This is a genomic window from Lichenifustis flavocetrariae (assembly GCF_026130545.1).
In the GTDB taxonomy this organism is placed as follows: domain Bacteria; phylum Pseudomonadota; class Alphaproteobacteria; order Rhizobiales; family Beijerinckiaceae; genus Lichenihabitans; species Lichenihabitans flavocetrariae.
This window is the reverse complement of sequence record NZ_JAMOIM010000014.1, coordinates 141265-166185: the sequence shown is the minus strand read 5'-3', so window position 1 is coordinate 166185 and position 24921 is coordinate 141265. Positions and strand designations below refer to the sequence as shown.

Sequence of the window (24921 nt, the reverse complement as noted above, 5' to 3'; positions counted from 1 at the left end):
AACTTGGCCACAACAGTCTTGCCCGCGACGGATGACAGGCCGGGCAGCATCGGCGTAAGATCGCACATGGCGGGTGTGGCCTCGCGGAAACGGCGCTGACTGGCCTAGACACCCAATTCATACGCTATCTCAGCCGCTTGCGCCACATCCGCCTACCCACGCTGCATAATCCGGGCTAGCAAGGTTGTTTCCAAACGACTTGCCATCACCGAGGGTGCGGTCACAAGTCAACCTCCGAACCGGGGCGTCAGACGGCTGGCCTTGATGAGTTCCTCAACGGAGTAGCCATATGGTCTGAAGCGCTGTGATCGCATCGTCGAACGCGGCCTGTCCCACCACGGGCCGCTCGCCGGGTATGCGTATCGGTCTCTTGGCGCGCGATCTTGATCAAGGCGGCCACTTTCGAGGTCCCGGCCGCCCCGATGACGACGAGTTCCGCCAATGGGCACGCGGGGCATTGAAGACTTTGGTCTATTGACGCCCGCGAAGTTCCCTAGCCGATCGGCGGCATCCACGTCGGCTGCCCCAACGGGGCTCGAAACCCGCCCAATTCGCTTCGACTCGGGCCGTGGGTTAGATCGTCTTTCCCGAGCGGGCTTACAACGTTCATGTTCTTAAATACGGAGTGCAAATCCGGAGTGTAGAATTTCCTTTCAGATGTCAGTCAATATTGTAGCGTGGGAACTTGCGCATTTCGACCGCAAGCATCGACACAAGCCCAGCCACATAGCCGTCAGATGCATCTTTGGAAAAATTATGACCCGTGATGCGGTTACTGAACCGCTTGGGCACACCGGCAGCTTCCGCGTAAGTAATCCAAGAGTGGCGCCATGCGTGATTCGGGCTCAACTCCTTGTCAAGTTCGACCTTGGACCGGACCCACGATGCAAGCTCAGCGGCGCGTAGTTCCTGGGCACTGCGTGTGGCGCTCTCCTTCTGCTCCCGGTCGCCGACGAAGAGGAATCCGGATGGAGCTGCCTCGACAAACTGCAGGAACCCTTCCTCAATCAGCGCCTCGTGGAGCGGCACCAGCCGCGCGTGCCCGTCCTTCGTTTGTTGCAAGTCCATGATCCACACGTCGCCTTCGCGACGGATGTGCTGCTTTTTCAGCCAAAGCGTTTCCTGGATACGGGCTCCAGAATAGGCGCAGAGCCATGGGCACCAACGTCGCGACGCCGACGCGCGCGGATGGCGTGGATCCGGCTTGACGGCTCTGGCCAAGCGCAAAATGGCGGTGATCTCGGCCCGACGAAACATCTTCTCCCGGGTCGATACCCTTTTCGGCAAGGGCAGTTTGATCCCAGCCGTAGGGTTGCTGGTCGACAGCTTGCCGCCGCTCATCGACATGGGCCACGCGAAGATGGACGATGCGGCAACCAAATCATTTCGGTTGATGGTCGCCGGTGCGATCCCGTCGGCGTCTCGTCTGTTTACCGCCCACGCGAAAATGTCGTCATCAGTCAGGGCACGCCAGTCGCGCCCCTTGGACCACCGATCAAGGCTGGCGAGAGAGGGGCCATAACGGCGGATTGTACTCGCCGCGACCTTGTCGGCCGCGTAGAGCTTCCAGCGCTCGAAGAGGGCACCCACAGTCTCGATGCGTGCCGATTGAATGGGCTTCACACCCACGACTGAAACAGGCGGGCTGAAGGCAGGGAAACGTGCGGCAGCGGGATCGGGGCTGTAATCGCCGTCGATGTTGCGGAGGAGCTTTTGCGCCGCAAAGCGCACGGCTCTTGCCACTTCGCGAACGAGGAGGCCCCGCGTGCCCGCGTCGAGGATGAGGGCCCGTTGGGAGCAGACAGCATCCACGTCCGGGCCGAACAGGTGTTCGAGCGCGTCGTCCAACCGAACCGACGTACCGAATCGATCGATATCTTGATTGAGCTCGAAGGCGAGAAGTTCAGGACCATTCGGCCTTGAAAGTCTGGCGAGCCAGGCGGCAGTCTCCGGCGTCAGATCTCCAAGTTCGTCGCTGAGATCACTTCGCAGGGCTTCAGCATCCACATCGAGCTGCGCCATTCCGTCCTGCAGCCACTCAGGTGTGAGAGCCGGATCGTTCTCGTAGTATTCCACCCACCGACGATAGATATCGCCCGCAAGGGCGACGATCTGCTTGTGAGTGAGCGGGACCGGGCCGGATCGTACGGCCGCCCAGTGTCGCATCAAAGCCTGGAAGGCTTCTCCGAACCGGAGCTTCGCATCAACCGGATCTTTGGTGCGGAGCGAAACAATGACCTTGTCGGAGATGCGTACCGTCGTGAACCGATCGGCGATTGGCAAGGACACGAACGTGCCCTTCACTTTCGCGGCAAGGTCGGCGGGCACGCGAATGTTGAGGTGATAGTTGCCGTTCCCGAGGGCGATGGGACGAGCCATTGAGAGTGCCATGTGTAAGACCGCTGTGTAAGAGCGGGCTTGGAACATCCCTCGGCGTATCAGTAACTTATTGCCAAACCATCAAGAAAGTGATGGTGCCCTGGAGAGGACTCGAACCTCCACGGTGTTACCCACTGGTACCTGAAACCAGCGCGTCTACCAATTCCGCCACCAGGGCAGGCCGGCTGCTTCTAGAGGGAGGGGAGGCGCATTGTCAACTGACGCTACCGGTTGCAGCGACGTTAAGATGCTTTTTCCTATGACCGGACTGCTGCCGCCCTCAATCGCGTCCGGTCTCCTGCAGGCGCTGCATCTTGGCCTCGACGGTCGCATAGGCTTCCTGGCGTGCGATATTCCAGTAACGCAACTGGTCGAGCGGAATGGGCTGGCCGGTGACGCCACAGCGTACGAAGGAACCGGGGCGCACCACGCGATAGTCGCCGTCGCCGAATTCCAGTTTGGCTTCGATGCCGCCTACCGGCTGGCGTTCGTGGCGGTTCATGAGACGGCATCCTTTCGGCCGTGGGACGAGCGGGATAGAGCGAATGCCACGAACGCGCGCCGCCGGCAAATCCGGCTCGCGTTGGTTGCGGACATTCCGCCGAAACAACGGAGCTGGCGTCTCATGCGCCGGGCCGCAAGGGGGCATCAGGTCTCGAACAAGGAGCGCTGAGACGGTGCGTCGGTCCCGGAGGTTTGCCGTCGCGGTCGCGCGGGACGGGGTGCGAGCGTTGTGGAGCGAAGCGTCGGGCCATCGGGCTCCGGGCGCGCCGCCACACGGTCATCGGCGAATTCGACCGACACCAGCGCCATTCGGCGAAAGGCTACGGCCGTGCCGACGGTTGCGCCGTGTTCGTCGCGCACAACGGCGTAGCCGCGTGCCAGCACGCTTCGATAGCTGAGGCTCTGCATCAATTGCGCGGTGCGGGCCAACCTCTGGCGTTGTTCCGACGCGACAGCGCCGCGCGCCCGTTCCAGGCGAGCCCCGAGCGCCTTCACAAGAACTTCCTTGGCGGTGTGCTGGCTTCGGAGATGACGGAGCTGCGCCGCAAAGCCAGCCTGAAGGCGCATCTTGGCGCCGTCGAGCCGGAGCTTTCGGCGTTCGGCCCCTCTCTCCCGCGCTCTGCCGAGACGGTCCCCGAGGCCGATCAGCCGTTCGGCGGTCCGTGCCATCTTGGCGCGGGGAGACTGCGTTCCGAGGCGCGCGGCCCAGCGGGCGAGATCGAGCCGCAACCGGTCCTGCCGGGCCTGTGTGACGGCGGGGAGTTGGCCGGACGCCCGATCGAGCCTCTGGCGTGGCAGGGACAAAATCTCCGACCCGGCGGGCAGGTGGCGCAGGAGGGCCCGGAGCTCCGTCCGGCGCCGGTCGAGCTGCGCGAGCGCCGCGGTGCGTTGCCGGAGCCGTAAGCGTTCGAGCGCGACGGTGAGGTCCTGCAGAACCGGCAGCGCGAGTTCGGCCGCGCCCGTGGGGGTCGGGGCGCGGAGATCGGCCACGTGGTCGATCAAGGTCCAGTCGGTTTCGTGTCCGACCGCCGAGATCAGCGGAATGACGCTTTCGGCGACCGCGCGCACCACGGCCTCGTCGTTGAAGCCCCAGAGGTCTTCGAGCGAGCCACCGCCGCGCGCCACGATGATGAGATGCGGGCGCGCGAGGCGGTCGCCCGCGCCGAGCGCGTTGAAACCGCGAATGGCGGCCGCGACTTCAGCGCCACTCGACTCGCCCTGCACGCGCACGGGCCAGACCAAGACATGGCGGGGGAAGCGGGCCGCGACGCGATGGAGAATATCCCGGATCACCGCGCCGGTCGGCGAGGTGACGACACCGATGACGCCGGGCAGGAACGGCAGCGCCTGCTTGCGGGCCGCATCGAACAGGCCCTCGGCGGCAAGCCGCAGACGGCGTTCCTCCAGGATCGCCATGAGGGCGCCGATGCCGGCCGGCTCCAGGCTCTCGATGACGATCTGATAGGAGGATTTGCCCGGAAAGGTGGTGATCTTGCCGGTGGCCACCACCTCCATGCCGTCTTCGGGCTTGATGCGCATGCGCGCGAACGCCGTCCGCCACACGACCGCATCAATGCGCGCGCCCTCGTCCTTCAGGCTGAAATAGGCGTGGCCGGAGGAATGCGGCCCGCGATAGTTCGAGACCTCGCCGCGCAGCCGCACGAAGCCGAACCGCTCCTCGACGGTACGCTTCAGCGCGCCCGACAATTCGCTGACCGAGAGTTCGGGCACGTTGCTGCCGGCGTCCTGGCCCGCGATGAGGTCGGGCTCGGGGGCAGCGTCGGCACGATTGATGGATCTGCGAGGCATGGTAGAAGCCGACAATTCCTTTTTCCCGGGTGAGCTAGTGCCCGTCCAGCCGGTTGTGTCAATGAATGTGCTTCTTCTCGGCTCGGGCGGGCGAGAGCATGCTCTCGCCCAGGCGTTGTTGGCCAGTCCGGGGATCCGCCGGCTGATCATCGCGCCCGGCAATCCGGGCACGGCGCCGCTCGGCGACAATGTGGCGGTCGCGCTCGACGATCACGACGGTCTCCTCGACCTCGCGCGCCGCGAGGCGGTCGACCTTGTCGTCATCGGCCCCGAAGCGCCGCTCGTGGCAGGATTCGCCGACCGCTGCCGCGCCGTCGGGATCGCGGTCTTCGGGCCGAGCGCCGCGGCGGCCCAGCTCGAAGGCTCGAAGAGTTTCACAAAGGATCTGTGCCGCGACCTCGACATCCCAACCGCTGCCTACGAGACGTTCACGGCCGCCGCACCCGCGAAGGCCTATGCCCGGGCCGGCGCCTTTCCGGTGGTGATCAAGGCGGATGGGCTCGCGGCCGGCAAGGGCGTCATCATCGCGGCCGATGTCACGGAAGCCGAGGCCACCATCGACGAGATTTTCGGGGGCCGGTTCGGCGGAGCTGGTGCCCGTGTCGTGATCGAGGCGTTCCTGGAGGGTGAGGAGCTGTCGTTTTTCGCCCTCTGCGACGGCACCCGGGCCGTGGCTTTCGCCTCCGCCCAGGACCACAAAAGGGTAGGCGACGGCGACACCGGCCCGAATACGGGCGGAATGGGCGCGATCTCGCCGGCCCCGTTGATGACGCTCGGGCTCGAGACAGCCATCATGGATCGGATCATTGCGCCGACCCTCGCCGGCATGGCGGCGCGGGGGATGCCGTTCCAGGGCGTTCTGTTCGCGGGGCTGATGGTGGGCCCGGATGGCGCCCCGAAGCTCATCGAATACAATGTCCGCTTCGGCGACCCGGAAGCCGAGGTCATGATCCCCCGCCTCGACCAGGACCTTCTCCCGCTCCTTGCCGCTTGCGCCCATGGCACCTTGCCTGAGACGCCACTGCGGTTTCGCGACGAGTTCGCGCTCGGCGTGGTGCTGGCGGCACGCGGCTATCCGGATGCTCCGGTGACGGGCACGCCGATCGGCGGCCTCTCCGATGCGGCGGCCGCCGCGCCTGATGTCACGGTCTTCCACGCCGGCACACGGCAGGAGGGCGGGACCCTTGTGGCGGCCGGTGGCCGGGTGCTGGTGGTGACGGCTCGGGGCGCGACTGCCCGGCAGGCGCAAGCCCGTGCCTATGCGGCCGTCGATGCGATCAAATGGCCGGGGGGATTTTGCCGTCGCGACATTGGCTGGCGCGCGGTCGAGCGCGAACAAACACCAGGATCTGGCGTCTGCTGACCACAGCGAAGGGAGATGTAAACGTGGAGGATCTTGCCGACCTATATCCAGGTTTCGCCTCCCGCTATGTCGCCACAAAGGCGGGGCGCCTCTTCGCCCGCATCGGCGGCCGCAGGGCGCCGCTGCTTCTCGCGCATGGATTCCCGCAGACCGGTGCGATCTGGCACCGGATCGCGCCCGCCTTGGCGGAGCGCTTCACGGTCGTCATCCCGGACCTTCGCGGCTACGGCTGGTCGGCCGCGCCCGAAAGCCAGGGCGGCGCCGGCTACACCAAGCGCGTGATGGGATCCGACCTCGTGGCCCTGATGGAGGAGCTCGGCCATGCCCGGTTCGCCTTCGCGGGACACGACCGCGGAGCCCGCATCGGTTATCGGCTGGCGCTCGATCATCCCGGCCGCCTCACCCAGCTCGCGCTGCTCGACATCATCCCCACCTTTGCGGTCTGGGCCGCGATGGAAGCCGGTGAAGACGCCGCGCCGCATTGGCGTTTCCTGGCGGAGCCCGAACCCGGCCCGGAGCGAAAAATCGCCGAACACCCGCAAGCCTATTACGAGGATCTGCTGCGGAATTGGAGCAAGGCCAAATCCCTGGATGTGTTCGACCCGCGCGCCCTTGCGCATTATCGGGCGGGGTGGGGGGATCCCTCCCGCATTCATGCAAGCTGCGAGGACTACCGTGCGGGCGCAGGACAGGACAGGCAGGCCGACGAAGCGGACCTCGCGGCGGCTCGAACGATCGACTGCTCGACCCATCTCCTGGCGAGCAGCGATTATTTGTCAAAGCATGGCAGGGAAGAACCTCTGGCGGTCTGGCGGCGCAGCTTTGCGCCGGAAGCGACAGGCGTGACGATCGACTCCGGTCATTTCCTGGCGGAAGAAAATCCGGAGGCGACCGGCGCTGCGCTTCAGGCCTTTCTGGCAGGTTGAAGCGAAACACTCGCGTTCGGCAGGGCAGAGAGCAGGGCCGTGAGGCAGCCGCGCGTCCCGCCGTCGGCGATCCCGTCGACCTGGTCCGCTCTGAAATGCAGCTGGAAAGCCCGCACCACAGTCTCGGTTTGCGTGTCGTAGACCCCGGTCGGCTGGACACCATAGCCATATTGGGCCAGCGCGGCCTGCAGCTCGACCACGGCATCACCTACCGCGCCGGGGCCGAGTTCCGCCGCGGCCTCAGCACGCGACGGGTTTTCCGGCCAGTGGCCCACGCCGGCGACCGCTAGCCGCGCCCAGGGAAAGCGCTCGCCAGGATCGCGCTTGCGGCCGGGTGCGATGTCCGAATGGGCCAGGACACGCTCGGGCGGGACCGCATGCCGGGCCGCGGTATCGCGGCAGAGCGCGATGACGGCCTCGATCTGTCGATCCGGAAAGGCGGGCAGGTCATGGTCATGGCCACCGTTCACGATTTCGATACCGATGGAGGCGGAGTTCAGGTCGCTCACGCCGGCCCAGACGGACCGCCCCGCATGCCAGGCCCGCCGCTCCTCCGGCACAAGCTGGAGAATGGCCCCGCCCTCGGTCACCACATAATGGGACGAGACTTGGGAGGCCGGATTGCAGAGCCAATCCACCGCCGACGGTCCATCCTTCATGCCCGTATAGTGCAGCACGATCGTGTCGGGCCAGGCAAGATTGCCCAGCCGCTCCCCATGATTGGGTGAGGCATAGGAGCGTTCAATGCTCGCGAGCGTCGACGTGAATCGTTCGGACACTGTGGCGGCTCAGGCGATCAGTAGCCGTAATATCGCAGGCAGATCTGGTTGCCGTAGGCGTCGTAGCCGAAGCGTGCGCAGGCCGGTGGTGGTGGTGGCGCATAGACGACGGGCGGCGGCGGTGCGCCGTACACGACCGGCGCAGGCCGAGGCGTGGCGGCGGAGCCGACGATCGCTCCGGTCGCAGCCCCGAGCGCTCCACCCACCAGAGCCCCACCGGGCCGTCCCGACGCCAACCCGCCGATCAGCGCACCTGTGGCACCGCCGAGAACAGCGCCGTTGGCGGCGTTCTGCTGTTGCGGTGTGTAGCACCCCGAAAGCAGCAAGGCCGACGCCATGGCGCCGGCTGCCAATATCTTAATACGCATGTTCTATCTCTCCCCGGCCGCATTTGCGCGGCTGCCCCTACAAGATCAGCAGCCAACAAAGCAACGCTTTATTCTGAAGATTCGCTGAACAAACCAGATCGGCGGCTTCGCGAGTTTCAGTACAAAACGTAGAAATCCGGCATGATCTTGCCGGGAAGCCAAACATGTTGACAAACCACTTTCCCTCTTGGTTCTCCAATGAACATTGTCTGACGGTGTTGTATTTAAATCACGCTGGCGGCTTAGAGAACACTGCGCGGGCGCTGATAACACCGTATCGCCACATTTCGCGGACTGCTTGAGGCACCGCAACGGTAGGAAGCCAGTGAATTGCTGATCGAAAAATGCGCCGCCCTGAGCTTCGTCATTGTTCTCGCCACCTGCACGATCGCGCAGGCCGAGCCCATGGCGTCTCGCTTCCAAGGCGCGGCCGTTTACGACAAGCCCGCCCCGGTGCCGGAACCGGTCGTGCCTGCGCCCGCATCGCCTGCGGCGGCGGCAACGAAGCCAAACCCGCATGATCGTGTTGTCGCGCTCGGGCGACACAAGGCGCAGCGCAAGGTCGCGAGCCGTGACGTGCCCTTGGCTCCCGCCCCTCAACCTGCTGCCGCGACGCCCATTGAGGCGGCTTCTGGACCGGTCGAGCCGGCGGCACCGACGCTCCGCGATCTGGTGTCCAAACACGCTCGTGCGAATGGTGTGCCGGAAAATCTGGCTGCCGCCGTCGTCAATATCGAGAGCCGCTTCAACCCGAAGGCGCGGGGCGGCAGCGCGCTCGGCCTGATGCAGATCAAATACGATACGGCACGGAGCATGGGTTACGTCGGCGGCATCACCGCCCTGATGACACCGGAGACCAATCTGCATTTCGGCATGAAGGTCCTGGCTGATGCCTACAAGGCGTCGCGTGGCGATATCTGCATGACGCTGGCCCGCTATCAGTCCGGCCACCTCGTGACACGCGTGTCGGCCGCCAATCGCGCCTATTGTGCCCGTGCCCGTTCCTATATGGCGCGTGCGTCCTGACGCGAAGGTCGCAGGCGTTCGCCTTAATTGCGTCGTGGACTCCGGCAATATGATCCCTAAGACAGGGGATGTGAGGCAGCGCCGCGCGTGAGCCGGCTGTGTCGGATGCCGTTGCGAATCGATGACACGAAGGCCCGTTCACGCTGACCTCTCTTTGCGTCTGGGGCTCCAGACGTCATCTCGCTGGCGGATTCTCGCGCATGGGGTGAGCCGAGGAGCGGGGGAAAGCGTCTTCCTCGCGCCATGAGCATTTCGGATCTCTTCATCCGCCGACCGATCGGCACGACGCTTCTCTCCGTCGGGCTGTTCCTCATTGGCGCGGTCGCCTATTTTCAATTGCCAGTGGCAAGCCTGCCAGGCATCGACTTTCCGGCCATCCGGGTGAATGCCAGCCGGCCCGGCGCGGATCCCGCCACGATGGCCGCGACCGTCGCGGCCCCGCTCGAGCGCCGTCTCGGCGAGATCGCCGGGGTCAACGAACTCACCTCCTCGTCGTCGCTCGGCGCGAGTTCGATCTCGATCCAGTTCGACATGACCCGGAACGTCGACGACGCCGCTCGCGACGTACAGGCCGCGCTCAATGCGGCCGCGACCGACCTGCCGAGCGACTTGCCGAGCCTGCCGACCTACCGAAAGGCCAATTCGGCGGCCTTTCCGGTGCTGATTCTGGCTCTGACCTCGAAGTCACTGCCGAACACGGCGCTCTATGACGCGGCCGACACCGTGATCGCCCAGAAGATCAGTCAGGTCGAGGGGGTGGCCGAGGTCACGGTCAACGGTGCCGAACAGCCGGCGATCCGGGTTCGGATCGATCCCCAGCGGCTGGCCGCGATGGGACTGTCGGTCGACGCCGTCCGGACAGCGCTGACCAACGCCAACCCGGGCCAGCCGGTCGGTTCCTTCGACGGGGCGGATCAGTCGGAAACGCTCGCCACCAGCGACCGGATGTCGACGCCCGAGGAATTCGGCGCCATCGTGGTACGGGCGGAGAACAATACGATCGTGCGGCTGCGCGACATCGCCGATGTGGCCCGCGGCGTGAAGAGCCGGCGCGCGGCGGGCTGGTACAACAAGGACCCCTCCGTCCTCCTCATCATCACCAAGCAGCCGGCCGCCAACGTCATCGACACGGTCGATCGGGTGAAGGACCTGCTGCCGCAACTGCGCCGCTGGATTCCGGCCGGCGTGGAGATTTCGATCTTCACCGACCGGACGGTGTCGATCCGGGCGGCGGTGCGGGATATCCAGTTGACGCTGCTGCTGACCGTCGCGCTTGTGATGGGTGTCGTGCTCATCTTCCTCCGTCGCGCGACACCGACGCTTGCGGCTGGTGTGGCCGTGCCGCTCTCGCTTGCCGGGACCGTGGCCTGCATGTGGGTCGCCGGCTTCTCGCTCGACAACCTGTCCCTGATGGCGATCACCATCTCGGTCGGTTTCGTGGTCGACGACGCGATCGTCATGATCGAGAATGTCGCCCGCAACATGGAAAAGGGCATGACCGCGATGCAGGCCGCCTTCGTGGGCGCGCGGCAGATCGGTTTCACGGTCATTTCCATCAGCCTGTCGCTCGTGGCCGCCTTCGTGCCTCTGGTCTTCATGGGCGGCATCGTGGGGAGCCTCTTCCGCGAGTTCTCGCTCACCCTCACCTTCGCGGTGCTGATCTCGACGCTCGTCTCCCTGACCCTGACCCCCATGCTGTGCGGTCACTTCATGAAGGACGAGCACGGTCGCGCGCCGACCCGCTTCGACCGGATCGTCGAGGGTGTGCTCGGCGCCATCGTCGGGACCTATGCGTGGACGCTGCGCGTGGCCCTGCGCCATCCATGGATGATGCTGCTCGTGATGGTGCTGACGATCGCCCTCACGGTGGAATTGTTCAAGACCGCACCGAAAGGGTTCGTCCCGAACGACGACACCGGCCTCATCATGGGCATGACCGAAGCCGCGCCTTCGGTGTCGTTTCCCGAAATGTCCCGGCTGCAGCAAAATCTCGCTGCCGGCGTGCTGACCGACCCCGCGGTCGACGGCGTCGGCTCCTTCATCGGCGGTGGCGGCAATTCATCGGTCAATCAGGGGCGGCTCTTCATCAGCCTGAAGGACGAGGACGCTCGCCCGCCGATCGAGGAGGTCATCGCGCGGCTGCGCCGCAAGCTGTCCCATACGCCTGGCATCACGCTCTTCATGGTGGCGATCCAGGATCTGAAGGCCGGCGCCCGTTCCGGCAAGGGGTCCTATCAATATACGTTATGGGACCCGGACCTCGACGAACTGCAGGAATGGCAGACCAAGGTGCTGGAGCGGCTGCGCAAAGTACCGGGGCTCGTCGATGTCTCGACCGACCGCGAGCAGGGGGGGCTGGAAGCCCGGATCGTGATCGACCGGGCCGCCGCATCCCGCCTCGGCGTCCCGATCCAGGCGATCGACGACGCGCTCAACGATGCCTTCGGCGAACGGCAGGTCTCGACCATCTACACACAGCGCAACCAGTATCACGTGGTGCTGGAGGTCGCGACGCGCGACCAGCGCGACCCGGCCGATCTCTCCCGCATCTACGTGCCGGGCACGGCTGGCGTCCAGGTGCCGCTCGGGGCTTTCACCCGCATCGAGCGGGGCACGTCCGCCCTGGTGGTGAACCATCAGGGCGCGTTCCCGTCGGTGACCATCAGCTACAATCTGCAGCCCGACGCGAGCCTCGATCTCACCAGCCAGGCTGTGACCCAGGCCGTGGCCGAGATGCATCTGCCCGACGGGCTGCATGCGGACTTCTCGGGCGACGCCCTCGTGTTCCAGCAAGGCGCGTCGAACCAGATCATCCTCCTCCTCGCGGCGCTTGGGGCCATCTACATCATCCTGGGCGTGCTGTACGAAAGTCTCGTCCACCCCCTGACGATCCTGTCGACGCTACCCTCCGCGGGCCTCGGCGCCCTGCTGGCCTTACGTCTGGTGAACATGGAATTGACGGTGATCGCCTTCGTGGGGATCATCCTGCTCATCGGCATCGTAAAGAAGAACGGCATCATGCTGGTCGATTTCGCGATCCACGCCGAGCGCGATCAGGGCATGACCCCGCGCGACGCGATCTATGCCGCCTGCCTCGAACGCTTCCGCCCGATCCTGATGACGACGCTGGCGGCCCTGTTCGGCGCCATGCCGATCGCCTTCGGCACGGGTGTCGGGGCGGAATTGCGCCGCCCGCTCGGCGTCACCATCATGGGCGGCCTCATCCTCAGCCAAGCCCTCACGCTTTATACGACACCGATCATCTACCTCGGCATGGCCCGCATGAGCGCGCGATGGCGCGCCCGACGCGGACATGTGCCGACGCTATTGCCTGCACCTGGTGAATGAGACCGTTGCCTCCGATATCCGCCTGGGCGCCCCAGTACGGTCGAGCCGACATGCGTTTCGCCGGCGATTCGCTTGGAAATCCGAGGAAATGGCCGGGCTGCGACCGCCCGTCCGACGGGTCCAATCGCAAGTGAGGGGCACCACACGAAAATGCGTTTCGCGTACGCTAAGGGCGAACAGAACGTGTCCGCAACTCCGTCCCAAGCCGGATGTGTTCGGCTACCCGTCGTATCCTTAGGCTGTCGGACACTTCGGCGCTGATCGTCAGACCAGCGTTTCAATGCCAACGGCCCGCTCCCGACACTCGTCGAACGTTTAGAGCGCCCGGTCTTGAGCCGCTTCCCGGAGGCTCGCTTGAAAGACGGCGAGGTTGCGATCGCCTCGGCCCGCAATTGGCCAGCAGCGGCTCGCCGTCCTCACACGCCTTGCTTTGGACGCTAAGGACGGTATTCCAGTCATGGATGCAGGCGGAGGAGGGTGAGCCACGACGCCAGTCCTGAACGAGCACTGTCGCTACCGTCCCAAAAGCGCTCAGGAAAGTTTGCTGAGCAGCATCATGGTCCAAAGCATCATACGCCCGATCTTGTCATGCGTTTCATCGCCCACGGTCCTATCAGCGCTTACCCGACTGAATGCCTCTGAAGGGATGTAAATCCATCCTCGCGGCTTCGCCAATGGATTCCGCGTCGAGCCATCCAACGGCACGCTGCCCTTTATAGCCTCCAAAGGGTGCGGATTCTGCGTTATCCACCAGTTCACCGCGCCGCTAAGCACTGGCGTGGTCAGGTGAACACTACGGGATCCCGGCTTCAGAGGACGGCCTCCTGGTCTTATGTGCTGGCCATCGAAATCTATTATCTCGCGAATGAGCCCGCTGCTGCCGATGTTATTGACGAACCGGTTGAGATGATTCACGCCGGAAGAGAAGCTGGCAACGCCAATTGCCTTCAGCGATCTCTTCTGCACTTTCACTGCCTCTCCAACAGCCATCGCAATGGGGTCCCGACTGATTTCCATTTGGATCGCGGTCATGATGTCGTTGAGTGTTTCGACGCCTAGACTTGCAAAAAGATTGTGTTTCGCGTTGTGCGACGCATTGGTCGTGTAGGGTACGATGAGGGTCATCTTCTTCGCGGCCGCCATTTGCGCGCCGAGGCTCTGGAGGTAATTTTTTTCGAGTCCCGTCCAGGTCCCTCCGGAAAAGGTCTTGTAACCGCCGTCGCTCGGAAGCGTGTCGGGGTAGAAGTAGATATAGCATCGAGAAAAGTCAGTGGTCCCCTCGGGCACTGCCGCGCCGACCCAGAATGTCGCGCCGTCCTTCTGGATTTCCAATCGGAGTTTTATCATCGCCCCTGTGGCGACACCTCCGGCGAGTTTCGCATCCGGGGAGAAAGGGCTGACCAAAAATGGCGCCACGCTGCTCGGCAGAACCGCTTGAAAATTAAAAATTTCCGGGAACAGAGGAAGCTGTTGCCTGTAGCTCAAGACCTCGAGCTCGGTGAACTCGGCCCCCATCGCTTCCTCCTATCTGCACATCGAACGTCGCCGTGGCATCAGGGGTGATGATCACCGCCTGCTGACATCACTGACCTCATCAATCAGAAGGATTGACGCTCGCCATTTTCAACGTAACTCATCTCCTTGTCTGTGATGCAGATCACAGACCGCCTACGAGAAGTATATCGGCAGCATCGGCTGCACCTATATGTTGCGAGCGACCACGCCCTTTGTCGACGCGGCTCCTTCTGTCTAGGTCTCTGGCTCTATGTACGCAATCGATCGCCTTGGACGCAAAGCGGAATGTCGACTTTCGGCCAGTCCGTCAATGGCAACTTTCCACCAAAGCCGGTCGTTCAGCATCCGTTCGCGCTTGGTGTAGGTAAACCTCACTTTCGTGTTGTGACCCCAAGTGCGAGGACAAGCTGACGCGACTGGGATGCCGCCGCGAGTTCGTTGAGCATCCGTTCGGCAGTTCCGCGCATCAGGCATAGCCCCGTTTGGACACGCAGGGGTCTGGATTTGGACCGCCAAGGATCTAGCGGGACGCAGCATGAAGCAAAGGGAGCCGCCAGTGCTATGCTGCGCAGCAATCCGGAGCCAGCAATGCCTTTGACCCATATCGATGAACCCGCCGAAGTCGATGCCTTCGGCATACGCTTCACGATGGATCATTACGGGGAGCGTGTCCGATGCCATGCTTTTCGTTCGGCAATCACCGCGATGGCAGATCATGCGGCCACGAGCGATGAAGACCTTTTGGCCATGTTCGAGCTGAACCGGCCTTTGTACGAACGTCTTGCCAACAACCTGTTCGATGCGGGGCATCGCAATCCCTGGATCGAAGTCTACCTGGTTCCTGCTCAGCCTGCGTAGACGCCACCCTGTTCGACGCGATGCGGAGTAGTATCCTAAGCTTGGCCTGAATTCTCCCATGCCTGCCGGAGCCGCTTTCCCTCGCCGACGAAAGAGTCGCCGGTGAAGGTGCAAGAGCTCATACGATCGACTCTGAAATGTCGATAGTCGGCGCGCAACTCGCACCAGCCACCGAGCACGATGCCGTCGATCCAATAGGTGAGGGTCAGCGGCATGACGGTGCGGGTCGTGCTCTGCGCCGAGACGTTTCGGTAGTCGAAACGCAGCTTGCGCTCTTCGCGGATGGCACGGCGCACCAACCCGCAATCCGTCTCTGACGACGGAATGTTGCTCCAGGAGGAGGTGCGGAGCGCAACCTCATTGAGAGAGCCGGCTTGCGGAGGAACAACGTCGGCAAGCTTCTGGCGCACGCGTGCCGCGGCCAGCCGCAGCCCGTCGTCGCGGGTTCGGTCAAGGAGAGCGAGCCCGACAACGACCGCCTCAAGTTCCTCGACCGTAAACATCAGGGGCGGCAAATCGAAGCCGCGCCGCATCACATAGCCGATGCCCGCTTCGCCTTGAATCGGCACCCGCATGGCCTGGAGCGTGGCGATATCGCGGTAAACCGTCCGCTTGTTCACTTCCAGCGTGGCCGCGATGACGTGTGCCGGCATTGGCGCCGGCGCACGCCGCAGAACCTGGATGATCTCAAAAAGCCGGCTGGATCGGCGCATGGCGAGTCTCCGCCAGCACTTTAGCACGAACACTGCTGACAGAGCGCTGTCAGTGGGGCTCGCCTATGATCGTTTCACTCACGACAAGCGGAGCGGACACCATGGCGAGCGGCTTCGAAACTTATTCCGTCACCATGCGTCCGTTGCTGCTCATGACGGTGCAGACGCCGGTCGAAGACGTCGAACGCATCATGGCAGCGGTTACCGCGATCACGCCGCTCGTCATGGGTGCTTACGACAGCAACGCCTTCGTGAGCGGCCCGGGAACGGAACGATATCGGCCCCTCGAAGGTGCCGCTGCCGGGGCGGAAGCGGACATCCGCTCCCGCCCCGGTGTCGTCGAGGTCAGCTTCGAATTGCCGGATGACCGGGATCTCACCGAAAAAGTGGTCGAGGCCGTCTTTCAGGTTCACAGCTACCAGGAGCCGGTCATCCGCCTCCAATCCATTCTCGCAAGCCGATCGAAGGGGCACGATGACAGGAAAAACCCAAATCGCTGGTGGAACACGACCGGTGACTGGAAAGGGCGCTCCTCGGTCTGACCCCACCGTCGATCGCCATCGGGCGCAGTATCGGCTCGGCCTGGTTCAGGTCATGGGATCAGCGGTTGCCTGGAGTATGGCCGGGTTCTTTACCCGCCTCATCCATTTGGACACCTGGACCATGCTGGTGTGGCGCGGCCTCTTCGGCGCTCTTGGCATCGCAGCCGTTGCGCTCACGATCGAGGGACGCGACGCTTGTCGTGACTTTCTTCGACTGGGCCGGGCCGGGTGCCTCTATGCGGTCCTTTCGGCGGGCGGCATGGTGCTGTTCATCGCGTCCCTCCGGCACACCACGGTCGCCCATGTCGCCGTGATCTACGCCACCGTTCCGTTCTTCGCCGCGGCGCTGGGCTGGATTGTGTTGAGGGACATTCCATCGCGATCCGCGGTCGTTGCGAGCATCGCGGCGCTCATCGGCGTGATCGTCATGGTCGGTCTCGGGCACGATGGCGGTTTGTCCGGCGACATGCTGGCGCTCGGTATGACGGCCGGCATGGCCGGAATGATGGTGCTGGCGCGCCGCTTCGGAGATATGCCGGCTCTCGCGGCGGCGGCCCTCTCCGCCCTGTTGAGTGGGCTTGTGTGTTGGCCGTTCGCCCAACCTCTCGCTCTCAACGGTGCCGATCTGTTTCTCCTGGCGCTGTTTGGGCTCGTCAACTCGGCCACGGGGCTCGCGCTCTTCACCCTGGGAGCCCGTCTGCTGCCGCCTGTCGAGACCGCACTTATCGGCGCGCTCGACGCGCCGCTCGCGCCCTTGTGGGTTTGGCTCGCCTTTGCCGAGGTCCCAAGCAGTGGCACGATCCTGGGTGGCCTCATCGTCTTCTGCGCCGTGGCGGCTCATTTGGGGCTCGCGGCACGTCGGACATCGCGCTGACATCGAACAGCGAGGCCGCACGGAGATGGCCGCAAGGCAGCTACCCCGCCTCGGTCACGAAGTCACATATGGGAAGCGAAGGATGCCTGCGTCCCGACTTGGTCTCCGCCTGAGACGACGGCAAAAGAGCCAGCCCGCGTGTACCCGCTCCGCGGCGTCGACCCAATCGTACCGATGACCTCGATCCTTTGGGATCCCTCGTCACCAGGAAACGGCACATATAAACCAAAAGGGCGGCGCCATCTCGCGGCACCGCCCGGAAACATTGAACCAGCAAGGGTTACTTCTTGCCGAAGCTCAGGCCCGAGAAGCGCGAGTTGAAGCGCGACAGACGGCCGCCGCGATCCATCAGCTGCTGTGAGCCGCCGGTCCAGGCCGGGTGGGTGTTGGGGTCGATGTCGAGGTTCAGCGTGTCGCCTTCCTTGCCGAGGGTCGACCGCGTCATGAACTCGGTGCCATTGGTCATAACGACCTTGATCATGTGATAGTTGGGGTGTGTCGCAGCCTTCATGGTCCACCTTCGGGTTGTCGCGCGCCAAATGGGGCTCGCGACCCCGGAACAGCAATCCGCGATTCAGAAAAAGTTGCGCCGCTATAGCGCAGGCGGGCGCAGCGCACAATCTTTTCCACGTGACTTTGAAACGCTCTAATCTGAGACTACACGTTCCTTTGACGGCAGGCCGCCGCCGCAACGCTGATCGGTCCGTTGAAAAAACGCTCTGCTTCCGCCAGACCCACCGCCGTACTGGCCAGTCTGAAACCGCTGTTGCCCTACGGGTTCCGCTACAAGGGGAGGATCGTGGCGGCGCTCGTCTCGCTGGGGCTGGCATCGGCCGCGACCCTCAGCGTGCCCCAGGCGGTCCGGCGCATGATCGACTTCGGCTTCCAACCCGAGAAGGCCGGCCTCATCAACGCCTATTTCGGAGCCATGCTGGGCATCGTCGCCGTGCTGGCGATCGCCTCGGGCGCCCGCTACTACCTCGTGATGACGCTGGGTGAGCGGGTCGTGGCCGACCTACGGCGCGACCTTTTCGCCCATTTGAGCGGGCTCGACGCGAGCTTCTTCGACACGGCCCAAACGGGTGAACTCATCTCCCGCCTGACCGCAGACACGACGCAGCTCAAAGCGACTTTCGGCTCTTCCGCTTCGGTGGCCCTGCGCAATCTGTTCCTGTTCGCGGGCGCCATCGCCATGATGGTCTTTTCGAGCGCGAAACTCTCCGTGCTGGTGTTGGTCGCCATCCCGGTGATCGTACTGCCGCTCGTCATCTCCGGCCGCTCGGTCGGCCGGCGGTCGCGTCGTGCGCAGGATCGCCTGGCCGACGCGACCGCCTTCGCGGCCGAGCACCTCGGTGCGGTTCGGGTGTTGCAGGCCTTCGGGGCGGAAAGGGCGACCAGGACCCGCTATGCCGCCGCGATCGAGGCTGCCTATCGGGCCATGGCAGAGGCCATCGGCGCGCGCGCCACACTCACCGCGGCCGCGATCTTCCTCGCCTTTGCGAGCGTGGTGGCGGTGTTGTGGCTCGGCGCCCATGACGTGATCGCGGGGCGCATGTCGGGTGGCCTCCTGTCGCAATTCGTTCTTTATGCCGTGTTGGGTGCGTCGTCGCTCGGCCAATTGAGCGAAGTGTGGAGTGAATTGTCGGCGGCAGGTGGCGCCGCGGGCCGGATCGGCGAATTGCTCGCTGTCGTGCCGCGCATCGCGGCGCCCGCGCATCCGGCCATTCTTCCGACGCCTGTTCGGGGCGAGATCCGGTTCGACGGCGTTCGTTTCGCCTATCCGGGCCGGCCGGATGCCAGCGTGCTGCATGGCCTGTCCTTCACGGTGCGTCCGGGTGAAACGGTGGCGCTCGTCGGCCCGTCCGGCGCTGGCAAGACCACGGTCTTTCAATTGCTGATGCGGTTCTACGACCCCACGGCCGGCCGCGTCCTCCTCGACGGCGTTCCGATCGAGACGCTCGATCCGCTGGCCCTGCGCGCCGCGCTCGCGCTCGTGCCGCAGGATCCCGTGATCTTTTCGGCGAGCGTCGCCGACAATCTCCGGTTCGGCCGTGACGACGCCTCGGACGCGGAGGTTCACGCGGTGGCGCAACGGGCTGCCGCCGAATCCTTTATCGAAGCCCTGCCCGAGGGCTACGACACCCGCGTCGGCGAACGGGGGATGACATTGTCGGGGGGGCAACGGCAGCGGCTCGCGGTGGCGCGGGCCATGCTGAAGGACGCGCCCGTCCTGCTGCTCGACGAAGCCACCTCGGCGCTCGATGCGGAAAGCGAGCGGCTCGTGCAATCCGCTCTCGAGACACTCGAGAAGGGCCGTACCACCCTGGTCATCGCGCACCGGCTCGCGACCGTGGTCAAGGCGGACCGCATCCTGGTGATCGATGGCGGCCGGCTCGTCGAAGAGGGCACCCATGCGGAACTGCTGGCCCAGAACGGACTTTATGCCCGTCTGGCCCGCCTACAGTTCGATGGACACCGGCAGGCGGCCGAATAGGCCGCGGTTTCGCCGGAATCCTCGTCGATCACCATCGCGCTTTTCGAGGGGCCCATGTCCGAACCCGCGCGTCTTTACCTGATCACGCCTGTCGTTGCCGAGGCGGGCCTCTTCGTGTCAGCTTTGACGGCCGCCCTGCGGGCGGCCGACGTGGCCTGCGTGCTGCTGCGGACGCCGGCGCATGACGATGGGCGCCGCCGCAAGGTCGCGGCCGCGCTGACGCCGCTCGTGCAGGAGCAGGGCGCGGCCTTGCTGCTCGAAGACGATACGCGGGCCGCAGCGGCGGTCGGCGCGGATGGCGTGCATCTGCGCGGGCCCGGTGACGATCTCGATCAAGCCCTTCGCAGCATGAAACCCGACCGCATCGTTGGGGCCGGCCAGCTGTTGACGCGCGACGACGCCATGATGGCGGGCGAGAGCGGGGTCGATTATCTGCTGTTCGGCGACGACGCCGAGGTTCCGCCGCTCGACGCGCGGGTGGCCCATGTGGCCTGGTGGGCGGAAATCTTTCAGGTGCCCTGCGTGGCCTGGGCGCACAGCCTGGACGAGGTGGAACCGTTGGCCACCGCGGGCGCCGACTTCATCGCCTTGGCGGATGCGGTGTGGACGGATCCACGTGGACCTGGAGCGGCTGTCGCAGCCGCCGCAGCGGTTCTCGAAGCCGTCGCGCAACGCGCGAGCCTTGCTGGTTCGGAGCAGGTGTGATGGCAGCCGGAAGGCGGTCCGCCTGCTGGGCCGGGCTTTTGATGGCATGGCCGGCTTTGGCGCAGGCCGAAGACACGGCAACCGGTTTCGGCGCCTTGCAGACGCCGGCCGGTGTCGTCGCGCCGGTTCCAGACCTTGCCTTCGGGGCCTTTCAGCGCGGCTATTTTGCCACGGCCTTGAAGGAGGCCATGGATCGCATCGCGAAAAATCCGCATGACGGCGCCGCCATGGCGCTCGTGGGCGAAATTTACGCCCAGGGGATGGCGGTCAACAAGGACCTCGCGGAGGCGGCGCGCTGGAACAAGCTCGCCAGTCTCCAGGGCAACCGCGAGGCCATATTCGCGTATGGCATGGCGCTGCTCGAAGGCAAAGGCGTGCCCAAGGATCGTGTCGCGGCGCAGACCTATCTCGAAAAGGCCGCGGAAGCCGACCATCCGGGTGCGCTCTATAACCTTGGCATCATGGCGATCCAGGGCGATCTCAAGACGCGCGACTTCCCCAAGGCGGCCGCCTATTTCCAGAGAGCGGCCGATGCGGGGGACGTGGATGCGCTCGAAGCCCTGTCGGCGCTGTATCGCCAGGGGCGCGGCGTGCCCCAGAACCTGCCCAAGGCGATCGACCTCCTGAAACAGGCCGCCGACGGGCAAGATTCAGGGGCTGCCGTGCAATATGCCATCATCCTGTTCAATGGTGAGGGCGTGCCGAAGGATGAGGCGGCGGCTGCCAGGTATTTTCTGCGGGCCGCCGCGGCCGGCAATCCCATCGCCGAGAACCGGGTCGCGCGGCTCTACGCGGCCGGCCGTGGCCTTGCCAAGAACGTCGTCGAGGCCGCACGCTGGCACGTCCTGGCGCGGGCGGCGGGCATCAAGGATGCCTGGCTCGACGGCATCCTGACTTCGTTGACACCAGCGGAGCGCACGAAGGTCGAGGACCTGGTCAAGCGGCAACTGGCCTTCTGATCGCCGCGAATGGTCGTTGCACGCGGGCATTATGCATCACAGCAGGGCGCTGTAGGACCGCATTGCCGATCGGTCCGGCAAGGACTCCTCGCCGCAGGGCCGCCCGGCGCGGCATTTCACGCTATATCTCGGTCGGAATGACGACGTTCTTCACGGCCGATACCCATTTTGGCGACACTCACGTGCTTCGCATGCGTGGTCACGTGTTCAAATCGGTGGAGGATCATGACGAGGGGCTGATCCTTCGTTGGAACGAGACCGTCGCGCCGGACGACGAGGTCTGGCACCTTGGCGATTTTGCCGCAGGGGCGAGCCGGGCGCGCTGCAGTGAGATTTTCGGCCGTCTCCAGGGCGTCAAGCGGCTCGTCCGCGGCAATCATGACACCAATCGCGTGCTGGACCTGCCCTGGGCCACCGTGGTCGAGAGCGCGCGCACGACGGTGTGGGACGCGGGAGCGGAATGGCGGTTCTTTCTCGCGCATTACGCCCATCGGGCCTGGCCCGGTCTGTGGCGGGGCACCCGTCACCTTTACGGCCATACCCATGGCACTCTGGCCGACACGCGCCGCTCGTGCGACGTCGGCGTCGACGCCTGGGATTTTCGTCCCGTGGCGGTCGCGGCAATCGTTGCGCGTCAGGATGCGGCCACTTTGTTGCCCGAGGAACTTGTCCGCGACGGCGCCTCTTGAAGGCGGCGTCCGACACGTGAAGCCCGAACCCTCAACCGGAGATCCCGATCGTGCTGATGATGGCGTTCGTCGCCGCGACCTTGTTCTGGGCGGCTGTCGCGTTCTATTTGTCCCACCGCCAGATCGCCTATGTGCGCGCCCATCGTGACAGCGTGCCGCCGGACTTCGCCGCCACCGTCACGCCCGCGGAACATCGAAAAGCCGCCGATTACACCATCGCCCGCGAGACGCTCGCACGGCTGGAGACGGTGCTGGACACGCTGATCACGCTCGGCTGGATCGCGGGTGGCATCGGGGCCCTGTACGGACTGCTCGCCAAGATATTCCCGCCCTCCATCGGCCTTGGCGTCGCGTTTCTGGTCGTGACCGCCGTCGTACGCGCTGTCCTGGCCCTGCCGCTCGATCTCTACCGTTCCTTCGTGCTCGAACAGCGCTTCGGCTTCAACCGCACGAACCTCCGCACCTTCGTGGCCGACCGCTTGAAGTCCGCACTGATCGCGCTTGTCGTCGCGGTCCCGCTGCTCGCGGCGGCCCTCTGGGTGATGAAGACGTTCAGCGGTCTATGGTGGCTGTGGACCTGGGTCGCCTTGGTGATCCTGATGGTCGCCGCGCCCGCGATTTACGTGCGGCTGATCGCGCCACGCTTCAACCGCTTCATGCCACTGGAAGACGGCCCCCTGCGGGCCCGTATCGAAAATCTGCTCACGCAAGCTGGCTTCCGGGCTTCGGGCCTTTTTACCATGGACGCATCGCGCCGGACCGCGCATGGCAACGCCTTCTTCATCGGCTTCGGGCGCGCGAAGCGGATTGTGCTGTTCGACACGCTCCTGGCGCGCAGCACGGTCGACGAAGTGGCGGCCGTGGTGGCACATGAGCTCGGCCATTTCCGCCACCGTCATGTGTTGTTCGGGCTGTGTCAGGGTGCCGTCACCCTGCTGATCGGGCTCGCGGCCTTCGGTTGGCTGTGCCAGCAGCCTTGGCTCTTGCCCGCCTTCGGCCTCGAGGCGCAGGATCATGCGCTCGATCTCTTCGTCTGCATGCTGCTCGCCTCCGTGGTCGGACCGCTGCTGACCCCGCTGACCAACTGGGTCTCCCGCCGCAATGAATTCCAGGCCGATGATTATGCGCGGCGTGCGGTGGGTGCCGCGCCGATGATCAGCGCTCTGACGGGACTCGCGCGCGACAATGCCTCGACGTTGACGCCTGACCCGGTCTACGCCTTGGCCCACTACTCGCATCCGCCCGTGCCGATCCGGGTCCGCCATCTCCGGGATGCGGCACCGTCGGATCTGGTGATCGCCTGATAGGGTCGGGGCCTCCGTCGCACGGGCGTTCCTCGACACGTCGCGTCCGTTAAGCAATTAGCCCGACAGGCGGATTCCGACCGGCAAGTCGGGAACCAACCACCCTAACATCGGTTAATCGGCAGCTTGTCCGTTTCGGACAACGTCAGAAAGGATCTGAACATGAGCAGCACGACCGATAAGGCTTCGGGTCTCGCCAACGAGGCGGTTGGGAACATCAAGCAGGGCATCGGCAAGCTGGTCGGCTCCGAGAAGCTGCAGGCCGAGGGGTTGGCTCAGGAAGCCAAGGGTGAGGCCCAGAAGACCGCTGGCGACGCCAAGGCCGCGGTGAAGGACGGTGCCAACAAGGTGGCTGACACGATCAACAAGGCGATCTGATCCCGCCCGGCTGCGGCCTGCAGCACCGCTGCGGGCCGCCAAGCCAGGCGAACGCCTCTTCTCCAGTCTTTGCAGGTCGCATGAACCGCAACATCCTCTACTTCATCGTCGGCGCGCTCGTGGTGGTGGTCGCGGTCCTCGGATACCAGAGCTATCAGGACCATCAGCAGCCCGATGGACTGCAGATCAATGTCGGCAAGAACGGGGTCGACGTGAAAAGCAAGTGACGAGACAGAGGCCTCGTCAAATGTGGTGTCGCTTCTGCCGTCGGCGTAAGTTCAAGCCGCGCTGGCGAGCGACGGCGGGTTGAGCCGCTCGATGAGCGCCGTTTTCACCTCCTCGGCCCGCTCATTGTCCACCTGGCAGGTCCCGGCGGCCGTGTGGCCGCCTCCGCCATATGAGGCGCAGACCGCCCCGACATCGACGGGCGAACCGCGATCGAGGATCGACTTGCCGATCGCGAAGACCGTGTTCTGCTTGCGCAGGCCCCACATCACATGCGCCGAGATGTTGCACCCGGGGTGCATGGCATAGATCATGAAGCGGTTGCCCGCGAAGATCGGGTCTTCTTCACGCAGGTCCAGCAGGCAGAGCTTGCCATGCACGGTAGCGCAGCGTCGAAGCTGGGCCGCGAATTGCTCGCGGTGGGCTTCATAGAGGGCGACGCGCTCCCGTACGTCAGGCAGAGCCAGGACCTCATCGACTGAGAGGTGCCGGCATTTGTCGATGAGCTGCATCATCAACTCGTAGTTCGACACGGTGAAATCCCTGAACCGGCCGAGCCCGGTGCGTGAATCCATCAGGAAGTTGAGCAGCGTCCAACCGGTCGGGTTTAGGATCTCGTCCCGCGAGAACTGGGCGGAATCGGCCTTGTCCACCGCATTCATAAGGTCATCGCCGATCTTCGGAAAGGCGGCCGCCCCGCCGAAGTGGCGGTAGACCACATGGGCGGCCGAAGGCGCTGTCGGATCGATGATATGGTTCGGCTGAACCTCCCCATTGCGATCCATTTCGCTCGAATGGTGGTCGAAGGCCAAATGGCAGCCGGGCACGTAAGGCAGGTTGGTGATGATGTCGCGATCCGTGATCGCGACCAAGCCATCCTGCATGTCCTTGGGGTGGACGAATTTGATCTCGGCGATCAGCCCTGACTCGCGGAGCAGCATGCCACAAACAAGTCCGTCGAAATCGCTGCGCGTGACGAGCCGATAGGGTCCTACAGACATGAGCACATCCGGGTCGTTGGGTCGCGATCACGTGTAGCGTCGATGTGCTAAGCGAATCCTGAGTCGGTGGGACCGCATGGGGACAGGGTCAATCGCGTCTGAGCCGGGATGCTCGAATGCGACGGACCGAGGCTGCGGTTTGGTCCTCGGCCTCGCAAGGAG

The 24921-nt window shown here is 64.6% G+C and carries 23 protein-coding genes and 1 tRNA gene; 14 read left to right on the top strand and 10 right to left on the bottom strand.

All coding sequences use genetic code 11. The annotated features are described in order from the left end of the window. Positions 1-660 precede the first annotated feature (660 nt). The 4 genes from M8523_RS20215 to xseA form a co-directional block, all read right to left on the bottom strand. Complete coding sequence (locus tag M8523_RS20215; protein ID WP_282586704.1) at positions 661-2379, bottom strand: DUF6538 domain-containing protein; 1719 nt, start codon at positions 2377-2379, stop codon at positions 661-663. Positions 2380-2472: 93 nt separating this feature from the next. Continuing rightward, positions 2473-2557, bottom strand: a tRNA-Leu gene (locus tag M8523_RS20210). A gap of 102 nt (positions 2558-2659) precedes the next feature. Beyond that, positions 2660-2881 (bottom strand): DUF2093 domain-containing protein, encoded by a 222-nt coding sequence (locus tag M8523_RS20205; protein ID WP_282586703.1) that lies wholly within the window; start codon positions 2879-2881, stop codon positions 2660-2662. 146 nt (positions 2882-3027) lie between these two features. Next, positions 3028-4692, bottom strand: coding sequence for an exodeoxyribonuclease VII large subunit (gene xseA, locus M8523_RS20200; RefSeq protein WP_282586702.1), 1665 nt, complete (start codon positions 4690-4692; stop codon positions 3028-3030). A gap of 61 nt (positions 4693-4753) precedes the next feature. On the opposite strand from xseA, the gene purD reads away from it, so the two are divergent. Then, on the top strand, positions 4754-6055 hold the full coding sequence (gene purD, locus M8523_RS20195) for a phosphoribosylamine--glycine ligase (RefSeq protein ID WP_282586701.1): 1302 nt from the start codon (positions 4754-4756) through the stop codon (positions 6053-6055). Positions 6056-6078: 23 nt separating this feature from the next. Then, positions 6079-6981, top strand: a complete 903-nt coding sequence (locus M8523_RS20190; RefSeq protein WP_282586700.1) for an alpha/beta fold hydrolase — start codon at positions 6079-6081, stop codon at positions 6979-6981. Here the strand turns inward: M8523_RS20190 and M8523_RS20185 are convergent. Continuing rightward, positions 6960-7760, bottom strand: coding sequence for an N-acetylmuramoyl-L-alanine amidase (locus M8523_RS20185; RefSeq protein ID WP_282586699.1), 801 nt, complete (start codon positions 7758-7760; stop codon positions 6960-6962). The genes M8523_RS20190 and M8523_RS20185 overlap by 22 nt on opposite strands. 17 nt (positions 7761-7777) lie before the next feature. Then, positions 7778-8128 (bottom strand): YMGG-like glycine zipper-containing protein, encoded by a 351-nt coding sequence (locus M8523_RS20180; protein ID WP_282586698.1) that lies wholly within the window; start codon positions 8126-8128, stop codon positions 7778-7780. Positions 8129-8458: 330 nt separating this feature from the next. On the opposite strand from M8523_RS20180, the gene M8523_RS20175 reads away from it, so the two are divergent. Together M8523_RS20175 and M8523_RS20170 are read left to right on the top strand one after the other, a co-directional pair. Then, positions 8459-9154, top strand: coding sequence for a lytic transglycosylase domain-containing protein (locus tag M8523_RS20175; RefSeq protein WP_282586697.1), 696 nt, complete (start codon positions 8459-8461; stop codon positions 9152-9154). A 243-nt stretch (positions 9155-9397) separates the two neighbouring features. Further along, the gene (locus M8523_RS20170) at positions 9398-12502 is read left to right on the top strand and encodes an efflux RND transporter permease subunit (protein ID WP_282586696.1); all 3105 of its coding nucleotides are present in this window, start codon (positions 9398-9400) and stop codon (positions 12500-12502) included. Between the two features lie 531 nt (positions 12503-13033). On the opposite strand, the gene M8523_RS20165 is transcribed toward M8523_RS20170, so the two are convergent. Continuing rightward, the gene (locus tag M8523_RS20165) at positions 13034-14017 is read right to left on the bottom strand and encodes a hypothetical protein (RefSeq protein ID WP_282586695.1); all 984 of its coding nucleotides are present in this window, start codon (positions 14015-14017) and stop codon (positions 13034-13036) included. A gap of 561 nt (positions 14018-14578) precedes the next feature. On the opposite strand from M8523_RS20165, the gene M8523_RS20160 reads away from it, so the two are divergent. Next, positions 14579-14875, top strand: coding sequence for a DUF1488 family protein (locus tag M8523_RS20160; RefSeq protein WP_282586694.1), 297 nt, complete (start codon positions 14579-14581; stop codon positions 14873-14875). A 35-nt stretch (positions 14876-14910) separates the two neighbouring features. Here the strand turns inward: M8523_RS20160 and M8523_RS20155 are convergent, their stop codons facing one another. Beyond that, complete coding sequence (locus M8523_RS20155) at positions 14911-15588, bottom strand: helix-turn-helix transcriptional regulator (protein WP_282586693.1); 678 nt, start codon at positions 15586-15588, stop codon at positions 14911-14913. Between the two features lie 101 nt (positions 15589-15689). On the opposite strand from M8523_RS20155, the gene M8523_RS20150 reads away from it, so the two are divergent. Beyond that, positions 15690-16130 carry a YqfO family protein gene (locus M8523_RS20150; protein ID WP_282586692.1) on the top strand — a complete coding sequence of 147 codons (441 nt, stop codon included), beginning with the start codon at positions 15690-15692 and terminating at the stop codon, positions 16128-16130. Further along, positions 16063-17004: a DMT family transporter gene (locus M8523_RS20145; RefSeq protein WP_282586691.1), complete on the top strand. Its 942-nt coding sequence runs from the start codon at positions 16063-16065 to the stop codon at positions 17002-17004. Before M8523_RS20150 ends, M8523_RS20145 begins: the two co-directional genes overlap by 68 nt. 280 nt (positions 17005-17284) lie before the next feature. Here M8523_RS20145 and rpmE read toward each other — a convergent pair whose 3' ends face one another. After that, the gene (gene rpmE, locus M8523_RS20140) at positions 17285-17515 is read right to left on the bottom strand and encodes a 50S ribosomal protein L31 (protein WP_282586690.1); all 231 of its coding nucleotides are present in this window, start codon (positions 17513-17515) and stop codon (positions 17285-17287) included. A 195-nt stretch (positions 17516-17710) separates the two neighbouring features. Between rpmE and M8523_RS20135 the strand changes: the two genes are divergently transcribed. The 7 genes from M8523_RS20135 (at position 17711) to M8523_RS20105 (ending at position 23760) form a co-directional block, all read left to right on the top strand. Beyond that, the gene (locus M8523_RS20135) at positions 17711-19498 is read left to right on the top strand and encodes an ABC transporter transmembrane domain-containing protein (RefSeq protein WP_282586689.1); all 1788 of its coding nucleotides are present in this window, start codon (positions 17711-17713) and stop codon (positions 19496-19498) included. 54 nt (positions 19499-19552) lie between these two features. Further along, on the top strand, positions 19553-20203 hold the full coding sequence (locus M8523_RS20130) for a thiamine phosphate synthase (protein ID WP_282586688.1): 651 nt from the start codon (positions 19553-19555) through the stop codon (positions 20201-20203). Next, a complete protein-coding gene (locus M8523_RS20125; RefSeq protein ID WP_282586687.1) occupies positions 20203-21162 on the top strand; it encodes a tetratricopeptide repeat protein in 960 nt (319 codons plus the stop codon). The genes M8523_RS20130 and M8523_RS20125 overlap by 1 nt, the downstream gene beginning before the upstream one ends. Before the next feature lie 137 nt (positions 21163-21299). Continuing rightward, positions 21300-21851 carry a metallophosphoesterase gene (locus M8523_RS20120; RefSeq protein WP_282586713.1) on the top strand — a complete coding sequence of 184 codons (552 nt, stop codon included), beginning with the start codon at positions 21300-21302 and terminating at the stop codon, positions 21849-21851. 56 nt (positions 21852-21907) lie between these two features. Beyond that, the gene (locus M8523_RS20115; protein WP_282586712.1) at positions 21908-23155 is read left to right on the top strand and encodes a M48 family metallopeptidase; all 1248 of its coding nucleotides are present in this window, start codon (positions 21908-21910) and stop codon (positions 23153-23155) included. 162 nt (positions 23156-23317) lie between these two features. Beyond that, positions 23318-23533, top strand: coding sequence for a CsbD family protein (locus M8523_RS20110; RefSeq protein WP_282586686.1), 216 nt, complete (start codon positions 23318-23320; stop codon positions 23531-23533). An 80-nt stretch (positions 23534-23613) separates the two neighbouring features. Beyond that, positions 23614-23760, top strand: coding sequence for a hypothetical protein (locus M8523_RS20105; protein WP_282586685.1), 147 nt, complete (start codon positions 23614-23616; stop codon positions 23758-23760). A 51-nt stretch (positions 23761-23811) separates the two neighbouring features. Here the strand turns inward: M8523_RS20105 and M8523_RS20100 are convergent, their stop codons facing one another. Then, positions 23812-24759: an exopolyphosphatase gene (locus tag M8523_RS20100; RefSeq protein WP_282586684.1), complete on the bottom strand. Its 948-nt coding sequence runs from the start codon at positions 24757-24759 to the stop codon at positions 23812-23814. Positions 24760-24921 lie beyond the last annotated feature (162 nt).